Source organism: Sphingobacterium sp. Ag1, from assembly GCF_000988325.1.
Taxonomy (GTDB): Bacteria; Bacteroidota; Bacteroidia; order Sphingobacteriales; family Sphingobacteriaceae; genus Sphingobacterium.
On the sequence record NZ_LBGU01000032.1, the window covers coordinates 100932 to 116219 of the forward strand.

The window sequence follows — 15288 nt, forward strand, 5'->3', positions numbered from 1 at the left end:
TTAATAGATTTTAACTATATTGTTGTTATTTTGTTATAATTTTAATTGATGTAAAATCATTTGACTGTCATAATCGATTGAAATGTGCTCATTTTAATGAAATGGAGTGATAAATGTCATTTTTTTATTAAAAATACCTTCGTAAGGTGCTATTAAATGCTGTTTTATTGGCTTTGAAATTGTAACTTTGCAGTTCGATAGGTGCGGAGGTGAAGCCCTCCCAAATTAGTTAAACCGTGAGAGCGCAATATGAGTACTAAAGACGACGATTTGTTAAAAGAGCTGGAGCTCGAAGAATATAAATACGGGTTCACGACAGATATCGAAATGGAAATTGCAGCCAAAGGCCTTACTGAGGATACGGTTCGTTTTATTTCGGCAAAAAAGAATGAACCTGAATGGCTATTGGAATGGAGATTAAAAGCTTTCCGTCATTTCTTGACGTTAAGAATGCCTACTTGGCAAAATTTCAAAGCTCCGGAAATTGATTTTCAAGAGATTTCCTACTATGCGGCCCCGAAAGCAAAACCACAGCTTAATTCGATGGATGAGGTTGACCCTGAGTTGATTTCCACTTTCGAAAAGTTGGGGATTCCTTTGGATGAGCAGAAAATCTTGGCTGGAGTAGTTGCAGTAGATGCTGTCTTTGATTCTGTATCCGTCAAAACAACGTTTCGTGAGAAATTAAAAGAACAGGGGGTTATTTTCTGTTCATTTGGTGAGGCTGTGCAAGAGCATCCCGACCTGGTAAAGAAATATCTAGGTACGGTTGTTCCGCAAACAGATAACATTTATGCAGCCTTGAATTCGGCTGTGTTTTCCGATGGATCATTCGTGTACGTCCCAAAAGGAGTAAGGTGTCCAATGGAATTGTCTACCTATTTCCGTATCAATGCACAGAATACCGGGCAATTCGAACGCACGTTGATCATTGCAGATGAGGGGGCTTATGTTTCTTATTTGGAAGGATGTACTGCACCTATGCGTGATGAAAACCAGCTGCATGCTGCAGTGGTTGAATTGATTGCCGAACGCGATGCTGATATTAAATATTCTACCGTTCAAAACTGGTACCCTGGTGATAAAGAAGGAAAAGGTGGTATTTATAACTTTGTAACCAAGCGTGGAATCTGTAAGGGCGATAACAGTAAAATCTCCTGGACACAGGTAGAAACCGGTTCTGCAATTACATGGAAATACCCGGGGGTGATCTTAAAGGGCGATAACTCGATTGGTGAGTTTTACTCTGTAGCCATGACGCGTAATCATCAGGTAGCTGATACAGGAACGAAGATGGTTCATTTGGGTAAAAACACAAAATCTAAAATTATTTCTAAAGGTATCTCTGCCGGTAAGAGCCACAACAGTTATAGAGGTTTAGTGAAAATCGGTCCAAATGCCGACAACTCACGTAACTTTACACAATGTGATTCCTTATTGATCGGTGATAAATGTGGAGCGCATACATTCCCTTATATCGAAAATAGAAATAAGACGGCCAAATTAGAGCATGAGGCGACTACTTCCAAAATCGGTGAAGATCAGGTATTCTATTTGAATCAACGGGGTATAGACTCTGAGAAAGCTGTTGGTTTAATTGTCAACGGATATGCAAAGGAAGTATTAAATCAATTGCCGATGGAGTTTGCTGTAGAGGCTCAAAAATTATTGGCAATTTCATTAGAAGGTTCAGTAGGATAGATAAAAAAAATCATTGGGAATGTAGTTTAAGACGCTACATTGCACCATACTCAATACGAATAAAATGTTAAGCATTAAAAATTTACATGCGTCTGTAGAAGACAAACAAATATTAAAAGGGTTAAACCTAGAAGTAAAAGCTGGCGAAGTTCATGCAATTATGGGACCAAACGGTGCTGGTAAAAGTACATTAGGTAACGTATTGGCAGGTCGTGAATCCTATGAAGTAAGTGAAGGTTCTGCACTATTGGATGGTGTAGATTTATTGGATCTTTCTCCTGAGGACCGCGCACGTGAAGGGCTGTTTTTGGCTTTTCAATATCCTGTGGAAATTCCGGGCGTATCGAATATCAATTTCTTGAAAACAGCTGTAAATGATATTCGTGAGTATAAAGGCCTTCCTCCAATGGAAGCGAAGGAATTTTTACAAATGGTAAAAGACAAGCAAAAATTGGTTGAGTTTTCAGCTAATTTGGCTAACCGCTCTTTAAATGAAGGATTCTCCGGTGGTGAGAAAAAGCGTAACGAAATTTTTCAATTAGCGATGTTGAATCCGAAATTATCTATTTTGGATGAGACAGATTCTGGTTTGGATATCGATGCACTTCGTATCGTTGCAAATGGTGTGAATCAATTGCGCTCTAAAGACAATGCTTTTATTGTTATTACACACTACCAACGTTTGTTGGATTATATCGTTCCAGATTTTGTTCACGTATTGTACAATGGCCGTATCGTGAAATCGGGACCTAAAGAATTAGCTTTGGAGCTCGAAGAAAAAGGATACGATTGGTTAAAAGAATATGATACACAAAACGCCTAATCTTTTACCTGAGTAAATAGGATTAGAAGAGAATTTTGGCGATTTGATTAAAAAATAACATGAGTACATTAGTTTCAGAATCATTACTTCAACAAGTGTTGGGAGCTTTCAAAGAGCAAGGCGTTTCAGACGAACCTTCGTTTTTCGTGGAGGCCCGCCAACTTGCATTCGAGCGTTTCGAAGCAGCAGGCTTTCCCACCGTTAAGAATGAAGAATGGAAATATACAAACATCCACAGTATTATCAATAAGCCTTATGCGCTTGATGTCGATGTGGATATCGAAGGCTTAAACTTTAGTGCAGGTGAGATTCCGCAGCTAGATGCCTACCGCATTATTTTGGTGAATGGTCAATATGTATTAGCGGTAAGTGAATTAGAAGATGTAAAGGGACTGTCGGTTATTCCAATGGATGAAGCCGCTTCAGAGCCTGCATTTGAGTCCCATTTTGCTAAATATGCAGATAAGTCAGACAATATTATGGTCGCATTGAATACGGCTGCTTTTACCAATGGTGTTTTTATCCATTTGAAAAAGGGAGTTGTACTTGATAAACCAATACAGATTATTCATGTCGCTACAGGGAAAGAGGATTTCTTTGCACAAACACGTAATTTGATCGTTGTCGAGCCAAATGCAGAGCTTGAATTGATCGAAAGCTTTATTACTGCAGAGGGCACCGCAAATAATGTACACAATAAGGTCTCTGAGATTATCGTCAAAGAGAACGCTAAAGTGCAACATTATTATTTGCAGCTCGCGGAATCTGTAAGCCGTTACTTTAATCATACAGAGGTATACCAAGAAAAATGCAGCCTTTACAATAATTACAACTGTAATTTTCCAGGCGCTTCGTTTATCCGTAACAATATCAATGTCCGTTTGGACGCCGAGCATGTGGAGAGCCATTTATATGGAATCAACTTAACGGCTGCTGATCAATTGGTCGATAACCATACTATCGTAGACCACCTGAAACCACATTGTGAGTCTTACGAATGGTATAAAAATATTACACAGGACAAGTCCGTTGCGGTTTTCAATGGAAAAATCTTTGTGCGCGAGGATGCGCAGAAAACGAATGCTTTTCAACAGAACAATAATATGTTGATGTCGGACAATTCGGCGGTTTATACCAAACCACAATTGGAGATCTTTGCCGATGACGTAAAATGTTCACACGGGTGTACCATCGGTCAGTTTGATAATGAAGCGCTGTTTTATCTGAGAGCAAGAGGGATTGGCGAAGAGTCTGCCCGTATCCTGTTGGTACACGCATTTGCATTTGACGTAACGACACGTTTCTCTAATGAAGTTGTTCGCAAATATGTTGAAGAGCTTGTAGAAGAAAGCCTAAGAACAAATTAAATCCATTTAGGATCATATAGCTTTTAAAAAGGGCGTTTACCCATGCGGTGAACGCCCTTTTTATAGAAACAGTAGGATCTGCGCGATCTTTTTGTAGGTTTGTACGACCATGTACATGTCTTTATCTACCACTTACGCTTACAAACCTTGGGTTTATAGTGTCTTCGCTTATTTTCTTGTTAAGACCCCTATCGACAAATAGATAGGACTGTCTCTTTGTATTAGCATATTCCTGCTTTATGGAATACGCTGGAAATGAGTCTGCATCCTGCTTATTTTTTGGTAAAGTGATCTGTTGTGTGCCTACAGAAATGTTGGAACGGGTGTTTTCGGTTTATTTTAATATAGCCTTTTTGCTGAGTATAATTGGTGTCCTTTTTACTGGATCTATAGCAGATGCTATCGGTTGCGACGGCTTTTGTTATAGAAGGAGGCTGGAAAAAAAGATAGTACTATAAAACGAAAAAAGCTTCCAAATTTTGGAAGCTTTTTTGAGCGAAAGACGAGATTCGAACTCGCGACCCCAACCTTGGCAAGGTTGTGCTCTACCAACTGAGCTACTTTCGCGTTGATGCTACAAAAGTAAGGCATTTATTCGTATTCTGCAAGAGGAAAAGCAAAAAATATTAACTTAAATTGATCGCATCAACACAATTAATACCGTCTATAGCCGCTGAAATGATACCGCCGGCATAACCTGCCCCTTCACCACAAGGGTAAAGTCCTTTGACCTGAGGGTGTTGTAAATCTTCTTTATTTCTAGGAATCCGAATCGGTGAAGAGGTACGTGACTCTACACCTACTAAAATGGCTTCATTGGTATAATACCCTTTCATCTTTTTGCCAAAGATGGGTAATGCACCGCGTAATGCTTCGTGAACAAAAGCAGGTAGCACTTCGGTGAGATCTGCAGATGCTGTTCCCGGCTTGTACGAGTTTTCAGGCAGATCCATAGACACACGTCCTTCAACAAAGTCGACCATGCGTTGCGCCGGAGCAACGAGCTTACCGCCACCTACGGCAAAAGCCTTTCGCTCGATCTCTTTCTGAAAATTCAGTAATGCAAATGGATCCTTATGTGCATTGGCGACGTCCTCAAGGTTGATCTGAATAACGGTGCCCGAATTGGCGTGTGGATTATTTCGTTTGGATGGCGACCATCCGTTGACAACAATTTCATCTAAATCTGTTGCACAGGGCGCAATGACGCCGCCTGGGCACATGCAGAATGAAAATACACCACGGTCATTCACCTGTTCAACCAGGCTATAATAGGCTGGCGGCAAATGCTCGCTTCTTACCTGGCAGTGGTATTGCGCCTGATCAATAATTGCCTGCGGGTGCTCGATACGCACGCCCAAAGCAAATGCTTTGGCTTCGATCAGCCAATTGTTGCGATGAAAAAGCTCGAAAATATCCCGCGCAGAGTGTCCTGTCGCTACAATGACATGATCTGCCTTAATTTCTTCACCATTGGCTAATTTGACACCGCGTACTTGACCGAAAGATTCTAAAATGTCATCGACACGTTGGTCAAAATGAAATTCGCCCCCAAATTCAAGGACGCTCTCGCGCATGGCCTCAATAATATGCGGCAATTTATTTGTACCGATATGTGGCCGTGCATTCACCAGAATATCCGTCGTTGCCCCATGGGAAACGAAAAGTTTGAGTACTTTATCGACATCACCTCTCTTATTGGAACGTGTATATAATTTTCCATCGGAGTAAGTTCCTGCTCCACCTTCACCAAAGCAGTAGTTTGACTCAGGATTTACGATGCCTTCCCGGTTCAGCTTAGCTAGATCGCGTCTACGGTCTTGGACCTTTTTACCGCGTTCGATTACAATTGGTTTGAGACCACGTTCAATACAGCGTATTGCTGCAAACAGGCCGGCAGGACCCGCGCCAATAATAATAACGGGTGTTCCGTCTTTAACGGACTTAAAATTATTTTCGTAGATTTCTGGAACAGGAAGCTCGTCAATGTAGTAAATAACCCGAGCTCGGTAAACAACCTGCTTGCTTCGGGCATCAATGGAACGTTTACGGATTTTATAACCTTTGACTTGTTGAGGTTGGACTTTCAGGGCTTTGATCCCTTGCTGTAGAATATACTGATCGTCCTCGATTCTTTCTGGAAGTATCGCAATTTCAATTTCTTTTTGCATAGTATGAGGGCTGGGTTTTTATCCCAAAACCGGGACAAAGTTAATGAATATTGGCTATTTGGAGATTTGGAAATAAAAATATTCTTATCTTAGTAAGAGCTTGGTATATGCTTTGATAGTGTAACCGTATAATTTGAATAGTATTTAATTCTTTGAACAATGAAAATTAAAAGATTTTTGGTCGCCCTATGTGGTTTATTTGCATTAGTATCATTAAACTCCTGTGGCTACAATACGATGGTCTCACAAGATGAGAATGTTAAAGGAAAATGGGCACAAGTTGAAAATGCGTATCAACGTCGTGCGGATCTAGTTCCAAATTTGGTTAATACAGTAAAAGGAGCGGCAAAACACGAAGAAAGTACATTGACAGCTGTTGTAGAGGCAAGAGCTAAAGCAACTTCGGTGACGATTAATGCCGATGATTTGTCTGAGGAGAATATTGCCAAGTTTCAAAAAGTTCAAGATGAATTCAGCGGTTCGTTAAGTCGTCTTTTGGCGTCTGTTGAAGCTTATCCTGATTTGAAAGCCAATCAGAACTTTTTGGAATTACAAGCACAGCTGGAAGGTACTGAAAATCGTATTTCAACAGAACGTAGATCTTACAACGAAGCGGTACAGCAATATAATACCACCGTACGTAGCTTCCCGAATAATTTAATGGCGGGTATGTTCGGATTTAAGGCAAAAGGTACATTTACTGCGGCCCCGGGTTCGGATAAAGCGCCAACGGTATCATTCTAACAGCAAATTGTTAGGAATGAACAGGATGATGGATGATGCGGCTTTCGTAGAAGCACATCATCCATTTTTTTATCGTGTTTTAATTAGTTTAGACCCTTTGAATCTGGAATAACCGGTATGGTAATCTAGTTTTGGAGTGCAAACGTATACAAACTATGGCATTAAATTCTGAAGAACAAGAGAAGATCGTTCACGCTATTAATGTGGCTGAAAATGAGACTTCTGGTGAGATTCGTGTGGTGGTCGAAAATCATTGCCCCGACGAGGTACATGATCGTGCAACCTATTATTTTTCCAAATTGGGTATGCATAAGACCGCATTGAAAAATGGTGTTCTTATCTATATCGCGCTTGAAGACCATAAATTTTCCATTATTGGCGATAAGGGAATTCACCAACGTGTAGAAGGTGATTTTTGGAACAGTACCAAAGATCTTATGGTGGCGGAGTTTCGGGTGGATCGTATTGTTGAGGGCTTGGTCAAAGGGATCGAACATGCGGGTAAACAATTGGCAAAATTCTTCCCGCGTGAACACGATGACATCAATGAGCTTCCAAATGATATTGTTTTTGGAGACCGTTAGTTGTTAAGTGACCAGAAACAGTCCCGAAAAGCGATTCCCTGTCTCATAAATAAACTGATAAAGATCGTGATAAACCCGATTTCGGGATTCACCGAACGCTATTTGCATGAAAACTGCTCAAGGCAAATAAAAATGAATAAAAGAGAATTATAGGATGAAATTTGTATCGAGATTATTTTCTCGGGTTCGAATCCCTGCTATGGCTATGTTGCTTTGTTTGCTGTCGGTAGCCACAGTATTGGGACAAGATTTCCCAGAAACATCAAATAGGCTTGTCAATGATTATACAAACACATTGACCGCAAGTCAGAAGCAATTATTGGAGCAGAAGCTATTGGCATTTGAGGATTCCGCATCTACGCAGATTGCAGTGGTTATGATGAATTCTACCGGTGGCTATGATATTTCTGATTATGCGGTTCGTTTAGCGAAAAAATGGGGTATTGGGAATAAAAAGTATAATAACGGTATTCTGTTGTTGGTCGCTCTGGGAGATCGGGCGGTGACCATTCAAACAGGTTATGGTATAGAGGGCGCTGTCCCGGATGCCATTGCATATCGTATTATTGAAAATGATATCAAGCCGGCTTTTCGTCAGGGCGATTACTACAAAGGAGTGGACGATGCGACCAGTTCATTAATTTCCTACACAAAGGGTGAGTACAAAGCTGATCCAAAACAACCGAAAGGAAAGGGATCAGGTTCGGTGATGTTTGTTGTTATTATTGTGATAGTCTTGGTTGTTCTTTTCTCCAATCGCGGTGGACGAGGTGGTGGCGGTGGTGGCCGTGTGATGAATGGACGCGGCGCTTCTGATATCTTTTGGTGGACATTGCTGAATGGTCTTGGCGGCGGTGGCGGCCGAGGTGGCGGCGGTGGCTTCGGCGGAGGCTCTGGTGGCGGCTTTGGCGGTTTCGGTGGCGGTGATTTTGGTGGTGGCGGTGCTTCCGGACGTTGGTAACATCTTTGCTAAATAATGTTAAATAAAACGACAGTGAAACGGAAATGTTTTACATTTATGGGAAGTATATAATTATGAAAAAGGGAATATTAATGGGTTTAAGCTTTTTACCGGCCTTGTTAATGGCACAAGAAAGCTACACGGTTACAGGAAAAGTAAACACGACGTCAGACAAAGCGAAAGTGTTTATGCAGTATGCTGCGAATGGCACTCGTCAGACTGATTCAGCAACGGTCGTAAAAGGCGAATTTAAGTTCAACGGACAGGTAGCTACACCAACAAAAGGTATGATGATCTATTCGCCGGAGGGCTTAACTTTTGCAGAACTTAGAAATAGTCAAAAGCAACCTGAGACAGCACAGTTATATCTTTCTAAAGGCGTTATCAAAGTCGATGCAACCAAAGGGTTTAAAAATGCAACGGTCTCAGGTACGGCGCTTAATGACGATCTGACGCAGTACAAGGCTTTTGTGAAGCCGCATACAGATGCGTTCGAGGCATTGAACCAACAATATTATGCGGCTTCGGAGACGCAAAAACAGGATCCTAAATTCATCGAAGGATTACAAAAACAAGCTGGTGAGATTTCCGAAAAAATGGAAAAAGCAGATGCTGAATTTATTAACAAAAACCCAAAAAGCTGGTATACGTTGGATTTGTTGTCTGAGAATATCAGCGGTGAGAACGTCAATGAATATGTGACTTCTTTTGAGAAATTGTCTCCTGAATTGAAAAATTCTGAAAAAGGGAAGGAATTGGCTGAGCGTATCCAAAAGTTGAAAGCAGTAGCTGTTGGTTCGGTAGCACCTGACTTCACATTGCCAGACACAACAGGCAAGAATATTTCCTTATCTTCTTTAAGAGGAAAATATGTCTTGTTGGATTTTTGGGCAAGCTGGTGTGGTCCTTGTCGTCATGAGAACCCGAATGTCGTTGCGGCTTTCAATAAATTCAAAGATAAAGGGTTTACCGTGTTTGGTGTTTCTTTAGACAATCCCGGTAAAAAAGATGCTTGGGTGAAAGCTATCCATGATGATAATTTACAACAATGGCCACACGTTTCGGACCTACAGGGCTGGAAATCCGCTCCGGTAAAATTGTACGAAGTACGTGGTATTCCGCAAAACTTCTTAATTGATCCTTCTGGTAAAATTGTCGCATCAAATTTAAGAGGTGAGGCTTTGGAAGCGAAGTTAGCTGAATTGCTAAAGTAAACTGATATCTAGTTGCCATTAGGCATTGGAATAGCCCCTAATTGTTATACTCAGGTGAACTGAGTCTGCGATTAGGGGTTTCTTTTTAATCATGTTTATCCTGATCCAATTGCTCTTTCATCGTTACTGCGCTAGCTGTAGTGTTAAAATAGGGGGAATTCGCTAACTTCGTCTGCTGCTATGGCAAATGATTGCGGGAAACCGCTGTATCCTCGTAAAAGCTGGATTAGGGGATGATGAATCCTAGGTGTTTAAACATGGTGATCAACGGGATTTCTAGTGCTATTGTGGTTATAAAATTATAAAGATGAAAAAAATAGCAATTTTGGGTATATTTTTGGGTACGGTGATCGCTTCCTGTAGTGGCGATCAAGATAAGGGGATTCCTGTTGTCAACCTGGAGGCGTTGCATGGCATTCCTTTGGATCACCCTATTGATCAATTGGCTAAAGACACGACATTTATCGATGTTAAGCTGCCGCCAAATGCCCGGATCGATCAGTTGTCGCAACAGGAGCTGGGCCAATTAAAGGCTGCGGCATATCGTTTTTATCAGCATGTTACACTGGAAAATAATCAATACCGTGTTGATCTCAAAGATCCTAAAGTCCTACACCTATCGGAACAGGTTGTTAAGGCGTATGAACAGGCGATCAGTAATACGAATCATTTTGCGGACTCGATGGCCAAAGCAGGCCAGGCCATTCAGCTGCCGCCGGTATCTGAAGAATACCGCAATAATTTGCTTAAATAACAACTGTGCAGGATATGATGCTCATATGCCTTTATGGAATATGACCGTTCAGGTATCAGGCCTTACCAAAGAATTTGGGGCAAATCTCGCAACGTAAGGCATAAAAAAGAGTATACATCACGATGTATACTCTTTTTTTATTGTTAGTCAAGAATAAACTAGATCATTTACAATGAAAGTATCTCAATGATACGCAGCAGATCTTCATTCATTTTTACGTTATGCTTAATAGCGCTCTTAAAGGGAGTGAATCTTACTTCACTGCAAATCAGTCCGGCCATTTCACCTCTGCGGCCTTGTAGTAAAGCCTCTACCGCTGCAACTCCAAGCCTGCTGGCCAATACGCGGTCCATGCAAGTAGGGCTTCCGCCGCGCTGAATATGTCCTAAAATAGATAATCTAACGTCGTAATGCGGGAAATTTTCCTTGATTTTTTCCGATACCACCATACCGCCTTCTTTGTCGCCTTCAGCAACAATAATAATGCGGGATGATTTATTTTTACGGCTTTTGTCAAGTCTTTTCATGATCGCATCATAGTCTACCTCGAACTCAGGAACCAGGACTGCTTCAGCACCAGTACTGATACCAGAACGGACGGCGATAAGACCAGAGTCGCGGCCCATCACTTCGATCACAAAAAGTCTATCGTGAGACTCAGCGGTGTCGCGTATTTTGTCTACGGCTTGGATAACAGTATTAATGGCCGTATCATAGCCAATAGTGAAGTCTGTGCCGGCCAAATCGTTATCGATTGTACCCGGAAGACCGATGATAGGAAAATCGAATTCTTCGATAAATTTGGATGCGCCGGTAAATGTACCATCGCCACCGATAACAACCATGGCATCAATACCGTGGCTGCGTAAGTTTTCATAAGCCTGCTTACGTCCTTCAATTGTTTTGAAAGCCTCGCTGCGGGCTGTTTTTAGGATAGTACCACCACGTTGTATGATATTGGCTACAGATTTAGCATCCATAGGGATAATCTCACCATTAACTAGACCATCATAACCTCTGCGTACCCCAAATACTTCAAGATTATTGTAGATCCCCGCTCTAACAACAGCGCGGATACCAGCATTCATTCCTGGAGCATCTCCTCCAGATGTCAAAACAGCAATTTTTTTAATGTTACTCATACGTACTCAAACTTAGCTATTTTTAAGCGTATATACAATTATATTTCCGTTATTAGAAGTCGCCAATATCGTTATTAAGAACAAGCAATCGCTTTTTTAACTGCAATTCATCTAAGCGTGAGCTAAAGATAATGCAAATTTAATAATTGCTTGTTTGCTGCTCTTATTCTTGGCGGATACCTTCTGCTGTGTAAAGGTTATTTTTTTGCCTTAAAGGCATCAATTCCGCTCTGTAAAAACGCAGTGTACTCCGCAATATTATAGTTTGCACCGGTTTTTGGAACCAATACGGTGCCGGATGCATCGACGATAACATAGAGTGGTTGCGAATTGCTGTCGAAAGCTGAGGCTTGGAAATCGCTATTTTTATTTCCTATCGTTTTGATTTTTTTGCCACTGTATTTTGATACGAATTGTTCGTTTGCAGGTAATTCTGTTTTATCGTCGACAAACAATTCGGCCATTATAAATTCTTCCTTCAATAGCTTGGCAACGGCGGGATCAGTCCAGACATTTGCTTCCATCTTTCGGCAATTGACACAATTCCAGCCTGTAAAATCTATCAATACAGGTTTATTCTGTTCTTTTGAAGCCGCAAGCGCCTCATCATAATCGTAATAGGGATCAAATCCTTTTGGTGTACCGCGTTCGTGAAAAATCTCCGCGTATTTTTTGACTTTACCGTCAGTGTGTGCGGGAGCGGCTGCTATTCCTGCCGACAGGTCAAAGTCCTGTGTTGCCGAAGGCGGCAAGAACGCTGAAATAGATTTTAGGGGAGCTCCCCATAGTCCCGGTACCATATAGATAACGAAGGAGAATACAATGATAGCGAGGATAGTTCTGGGTACGGAGAGGAATTTTAATTCACTGTCATGTGAAAATTTAATCTTTCCAATAAGGTATAAGCCCATCATACTAAAGATGGCAATCCATAGCGATAAGAACACCTCCCGATCCAGCCAATTCCAATGGTAGGCCAAATCTACATTTGATAAGAATTTCAGCGCCAGTGCGAGCTCTAAGAAGCCGAGTACAACCTTCACTGAATTTAACCAGCCACCAGATTTTGGCAGGGATTTTAACATCGAAGGGAACATTGCAAATAAGCCAAAAGGAATTGCAAGTGCTATAGAAAAACCGAGCATACCGATTGCGGGACCTAGGCGTTCTCCTTTTGAGGCCGCTTCGACCAATAAGGTGCCAATAATGGGGCCAGTACAGGAGAAGGAGACCAGTGAAAGGCTGAATGCCATAAAGAAAAGTCCTACTAGGCCGCCTTTGTCGGATTTGGCATCCATTTTATTGACGAAGGAACTCGGTAAGGTGATTTCAAAAGCACCAAAAAAGGACGCGGCAAAAACAACCAATAACAGGAAGAATAGGAAATTAAATATCCCATTTGTCGATAAAGCATTCAACGCATCCGAACCAAAGGAAATGGTAATAATCATTCCTAAAGCGACATAGATCACAATAATAAAGAGACCGTAGAGGAGTGCCTTGCTGATACCGCTTGCGCGGCTTCCAGCCTGTTTTGTAAAATAACTTACGGTAAGTGGGAGCATTGGAAATATACAAGGCATGAGTAGCGCTGCGAAGCCGCCAACGAGTCCTGCGATAAAGATACTCCAAAGTGATTTTTTACTTGATTCTTGCCCGGAGGGTGCGTTTGCCTTAGCAGGAGCTATTTTGCTGCTGTCTTGACTAACCATTGTGTCAGGTGAAGCTGTAAAATTTAGATCTTCAGGTACCGCTTCAACAGCAGTAGCTGTATCCGGTGATGATTCAAATTGAAGTCCTTCTGTACTTGTTAAGCTATCTTGTGCGGAGGCAAAAGTTGCTGTCGTTAAAGAAAGACTGAAAAAAGCAATTAAAAGTAGAATGAATGTGTTTTTTAACATGCGTATGAATTTCTGATGTTATGGTCAAAAATAAAAAAAGGCGATGAGAATCGCCTTATTAATTTATCCGTGTAGAATCATTTTTACTATTTGATTGTCACAGCAAAAGCATATTCATCTGGAGGAAGACATTGTGATGCATCACATGCTTGCCATTCAACAGTGCCTTTAACGGTGGCAGTTCCTTTGTTTAAAGTTACTTTCTGTTGGAAAATTACCTCGTTTGTAAAATAACCAACATCCATCTTAAATACATCCTCGTGTTTTACTTTTGGTTTCGGCTCTGCAGTTTTACCAACCAATGCGTAATCTGCTGCTTTAGCAAAGTTGAAAGAAGTTGGAATCGGGCCCCCATCTTTCACGTTTTGTGAATAAATGTGCCATCCATTTTGAATTGTAGCCTTTACATAAACTACAGCTTCTTTGTTATTTAACTTTTTGCTCGCCACAGTCCATTTTACAGGTTTGTGAATCTGAGCGAATGCTCCCGTAACTGCAAAAATTACCACAGTCATTAACAGTATTAACTTTTTCATCAGAATTTAATTTGTTCTTTCCTTTTTCACTACAATGATTGCAGTGTGTTCTTGTTCTTTGATGCTTCGGGTGAATAAAGGTTTAATCACGCTGTTGACAAATTTAGAACAAAGGTTTGACAATTCTAAAATGGGTTATCCTTTTTTTGTAAAGATTAGGTAATAAGATGTGTAATTTCTTTGATATCAAATTCGCGCAGGGTGTCTTCTAAAAGAACCAGTAGCTTCCCGTCATTAGACACTTGTTGAATAATGCCAGTTTTTTTGATGCCGTCGACTAGAAATGGTCTTTCCTCACCTTTCCAAAATAATAATGCGTTGTAGCGGCTTAACTGATGTTGAGGGCCCTCCTTATACAGGGTCAGGTACTCCTGTTGGACCACTTGGAATAACTCCTGTGCCAGTTCCTTGATGTTGTAATCCTGTCGATCGGTCAGGCAGGCGAGCGAAGTTATTGTTGTTGCTGTGTCAAAATTAATTTGATTAATATTTACACCAATGCCGATAATAGCGTGCTCTATTTTACTGCCTTTTAATTTATTTTCTATTAAAATGCCTGTTATTTTCTTTGAATTGACGTAAATATCATTGGGCCATTTCACGGCTACAGGCTGCCCGGTTTTGCTTTTCAGCCAATTGACGGTTGCAATGGCGATTGTGGCGGAAAGCGCAAATTGTTCCGCTATCGCCAGGAAATGAGGCTTTAAGAGGATGGATGTCGTTAGGTTTTTCCCTGGTTCACTGACCCAGGAGCTTCCGCGCTGCCCCTTCCCCTGAAATTGTTCTTCTGCTAAAATGGCAGTCCCCTCAGCTAGTGGCTTGAAATTTGACAATAATTCCCTGAGATAATCGTTTGTAGAGGCGACTTTGTCAAGATATATTGTATTTTGACCGATGATAAGTCCCGAAATATTGTTATTTTGCAAACTGAAAGTATTAAATAAATATTAAGTCAAAACTATCACATTTTTTAATGAGTAAAAATAAAAGTTCAGAATTGTCCCAACGTCTATCAGAAATTATCGTTTATGGTATGCAAGAAAAGAAAGCAAACGAGATCGTTCGCTTGGATTTAAGAGATCTTCACAGTTCTGTTTCCGATTATTTTGTGATTTGTCATGCCGATTCTAACATTCAGGTGAATGCGATAGCAAAGAGTGTCGAAGAAGAAGTCTATAAGGCATTTGGTCAAGAACCCCAATATAAAGAAGGACAATCCAATGGAGAATGGTTGATTTTGGATTTTGTGGATGTGGTTGTACATATCTTTAAGACCGAAAAAAGAGCGCATTATGGTATCGAGGATTTATGGGGAGATGCAGAAGTACAGCATTTCCAAAGCGCTTAATTGTCCTCAACGAAAAATTTATAAAGAAAATATAATTACGAT

14 protein-coding genes and 1 tRNA gene are annotated in these 15288 nt (G+C 40.9%); 9 read left to right on the forward strand and 6 right to left on the reverse strand.

Annotated features, from left to right (window positions below; all coding sequences use genetic code 11):
- Positions 1-249: 249 nt before the first annotated feature.
- From sufB to sufD, 3 genes are all read left to right on the forward strand, one after another.
- Positions 250-1701 (forward strand): Fe-S cluster assembly protein SufB, encoded by a 1452-nt coding sequence (gene sufB, locus AAW12_RS08165; RefSeq protein ID WP_046673118.1) that lies wholly within the window; start codon positions 250-252, stop codon positions 1699-1701.
- A gap of 64 nt (positions 1702-1765) precedes the next feature.
- The gene (sufC, locus tag AAW12_RS08170; protein WP_046673119.1) at positions 1766-2524 is read left to right on the forward strand and encodes a Fe-S cluster assembly ATPase SufC; all 759 of its coding nucleotides are present in this window, start codon (positions 1766-1768) and stop codon (positions 2522-2524) included.
- A gap of 59 nt (positions 2525-2583) precedes the next feature.
- Positions 2584-3891 carry a Fe-S cluster assembly protein SufD gene (gene sufD, locus AAW12_RS08175; protein WP_046673120.1) on the forward strand — a complete coding sequence of 436 codons (1308 nt, stop codon included), beginning with the start codon at positions 2584-2586 and terminating at the stop codon, positions 3889-3891.
- A gap of 494 nt (positions 3892-4385) precedes the next feature.
- Here the strand turns inward: sufD and AAW12_RS08185 are convergent.
- Both AAW12_RS08185 and AAW12_RS08190 read right to left on the reverse strand, forming a co-directional pair.
- Positions 4386-4458, reverse strand: a tRNA-Gly gene (locus AAW12_RS08185).
- Positions 4459-4517: 59 nt separating this feature from the next.
- Entirely contained in the window at positions 4518-6062 is a 1545-nt protein-coding gene (locus AAW12_RS08190) for an NAD(P)/FAD-dependent oxidoreductase (RefSeq protein ID WP_046673122.1), read from the reverse strand.
- 165 nt (positions 6063-6227) lie between these two features.
- Here AAW12_RS08190 and AAW12_RS08195 point away from each other — a divergent pair, with 165 nt between their 5' ends.
- The 5 genes from AAW12_RS08195 to AAW12_RS08215 all read left to right on the forward strand — a co-directional run bounded on the left by AAW12_RS08195 (position 6228) and on the right by AAW12_RS08215 (position 10319).
- A complete protein-coding gene (locus tag AAW12_RS08195; protein ID WP_046673163.1) occupies positions 6228-6806 on the forward strand; it encodes a LemA family protein in 579 nt (192 codons plus the stop codon).
- Between the two features lie 155 nt (positions 6807-6961).
- Positions 6962-7390: a TPM domain-containing protein gene (locus tag AAW12_RS08200; protein WP_046673123.1), complete on the forward strand. Its 429-nt coding sequence runs from the start codon at positions 6962-6964 to the stop codon at positions 7388-7390.
- A gap of 199 nt (positions 7391-7589) precedes the next feature.
- Positions 7590-8351 carry a TPM domain-containing protein gene (locus tag AAW12_RS08205; protein ID WP_046673124.1) on the forward strand — a complete coding sequence of 254 codons (762 nt, stop codon included), beginning with the start codon at positions 7590-7592 and terminating at the stop codon, positions 8349-8351.
- Between the two features lie 74 nt (positions 8352-8425).
- A complete protein-coding gene (locus AAW12_RS08210) occupies positions 8426-9565 on the forward strand; it encodes a TlpA disulfide reductase family protein (protein ID WP_046673125.1) in 1140 nt (379 codons plus the stop codon).
- A gap of 307 nt (positions 9566-9872) precedes the next feature.
- Entirely contained in the window at positions 9873-10319 is a 447-nt protein-coding gene (locus tag AAW12_RS08215; RefSeq protein WP_046673126.1) for a hypothetical protein, read from the forward strand.
- Between the two features lie 167 nt (positions 10320-10486).
- Here the strand turns inward: AAW12_RS08215 and pfkA are convergent, their stop codons facing one another.
- From pfkA to AAW12_RS08235, 4 genes are all read right to left on the reverse strand, one after another.
- Positions 10487-11461, reverse strand: a complete 975-nt coding sequence (gene pfkA, locus AAW12_RS08220) for a 6-phosphofructokinase (protein WP_046673127.1) — start codon at positions 11459-11461, stop codon at positions 10487-10489.
- A gap of 197 nt (positions 11462-11658) precedes the next feature.
- Positions 11659-13362, reverse strand: a complete 1704-nt coding sequence (locus AAW12_RS08225) for a protein-disulfide reductase DsbD family protein (RefSeq protein ID WP_046673128.1) — start codon at positions 13360-13362, stop codon at positions 11659-11661.
- A gap of 86 nt (positions 13363-13448) precedes the next feature.
- Complete coding sequence (locus AAW12_RS08230; RefSeq protein WP_046673129.1) at positions 13449-13898, reverse strand: protein-disulfide reductase DsbD domain-containing protein; 450 nt, start codon at positions 13896-13898, stop codon at positions 13449-13451.
- Between the two features lie 155 nt (positions 13899-14053).
- Positions 14054-14824: a biotin--[acetyl-CoA-carboxylase] ligase gene (locus AAW12_RS08235; protein ID WP_053003582.1), complete on the reverse strand. Its 771-nt coding sequence runs from the start codon at positions 14822-14824 to the stop codon at positions 14054-14056.
- A gap of 47 nt (positions 14825-14871) precedes the next feature.
- On the opposite strand from AAW12_RS08235, the gene rsfS reads away from it, so the two are divergent.
- Positions 14872-15246: a ribosome silencing factor gene (gene rsfS / locus AAW12_RS08240; RefSeq protein WP_046673130.1), complete on the forward strand. Its 375-nt coding sequence runs from the start codon at positions 14872-14874 to the stop codon at positions 15244-15246.
- Positions 15247-15288: the final 42 nt, after the last annotated feature.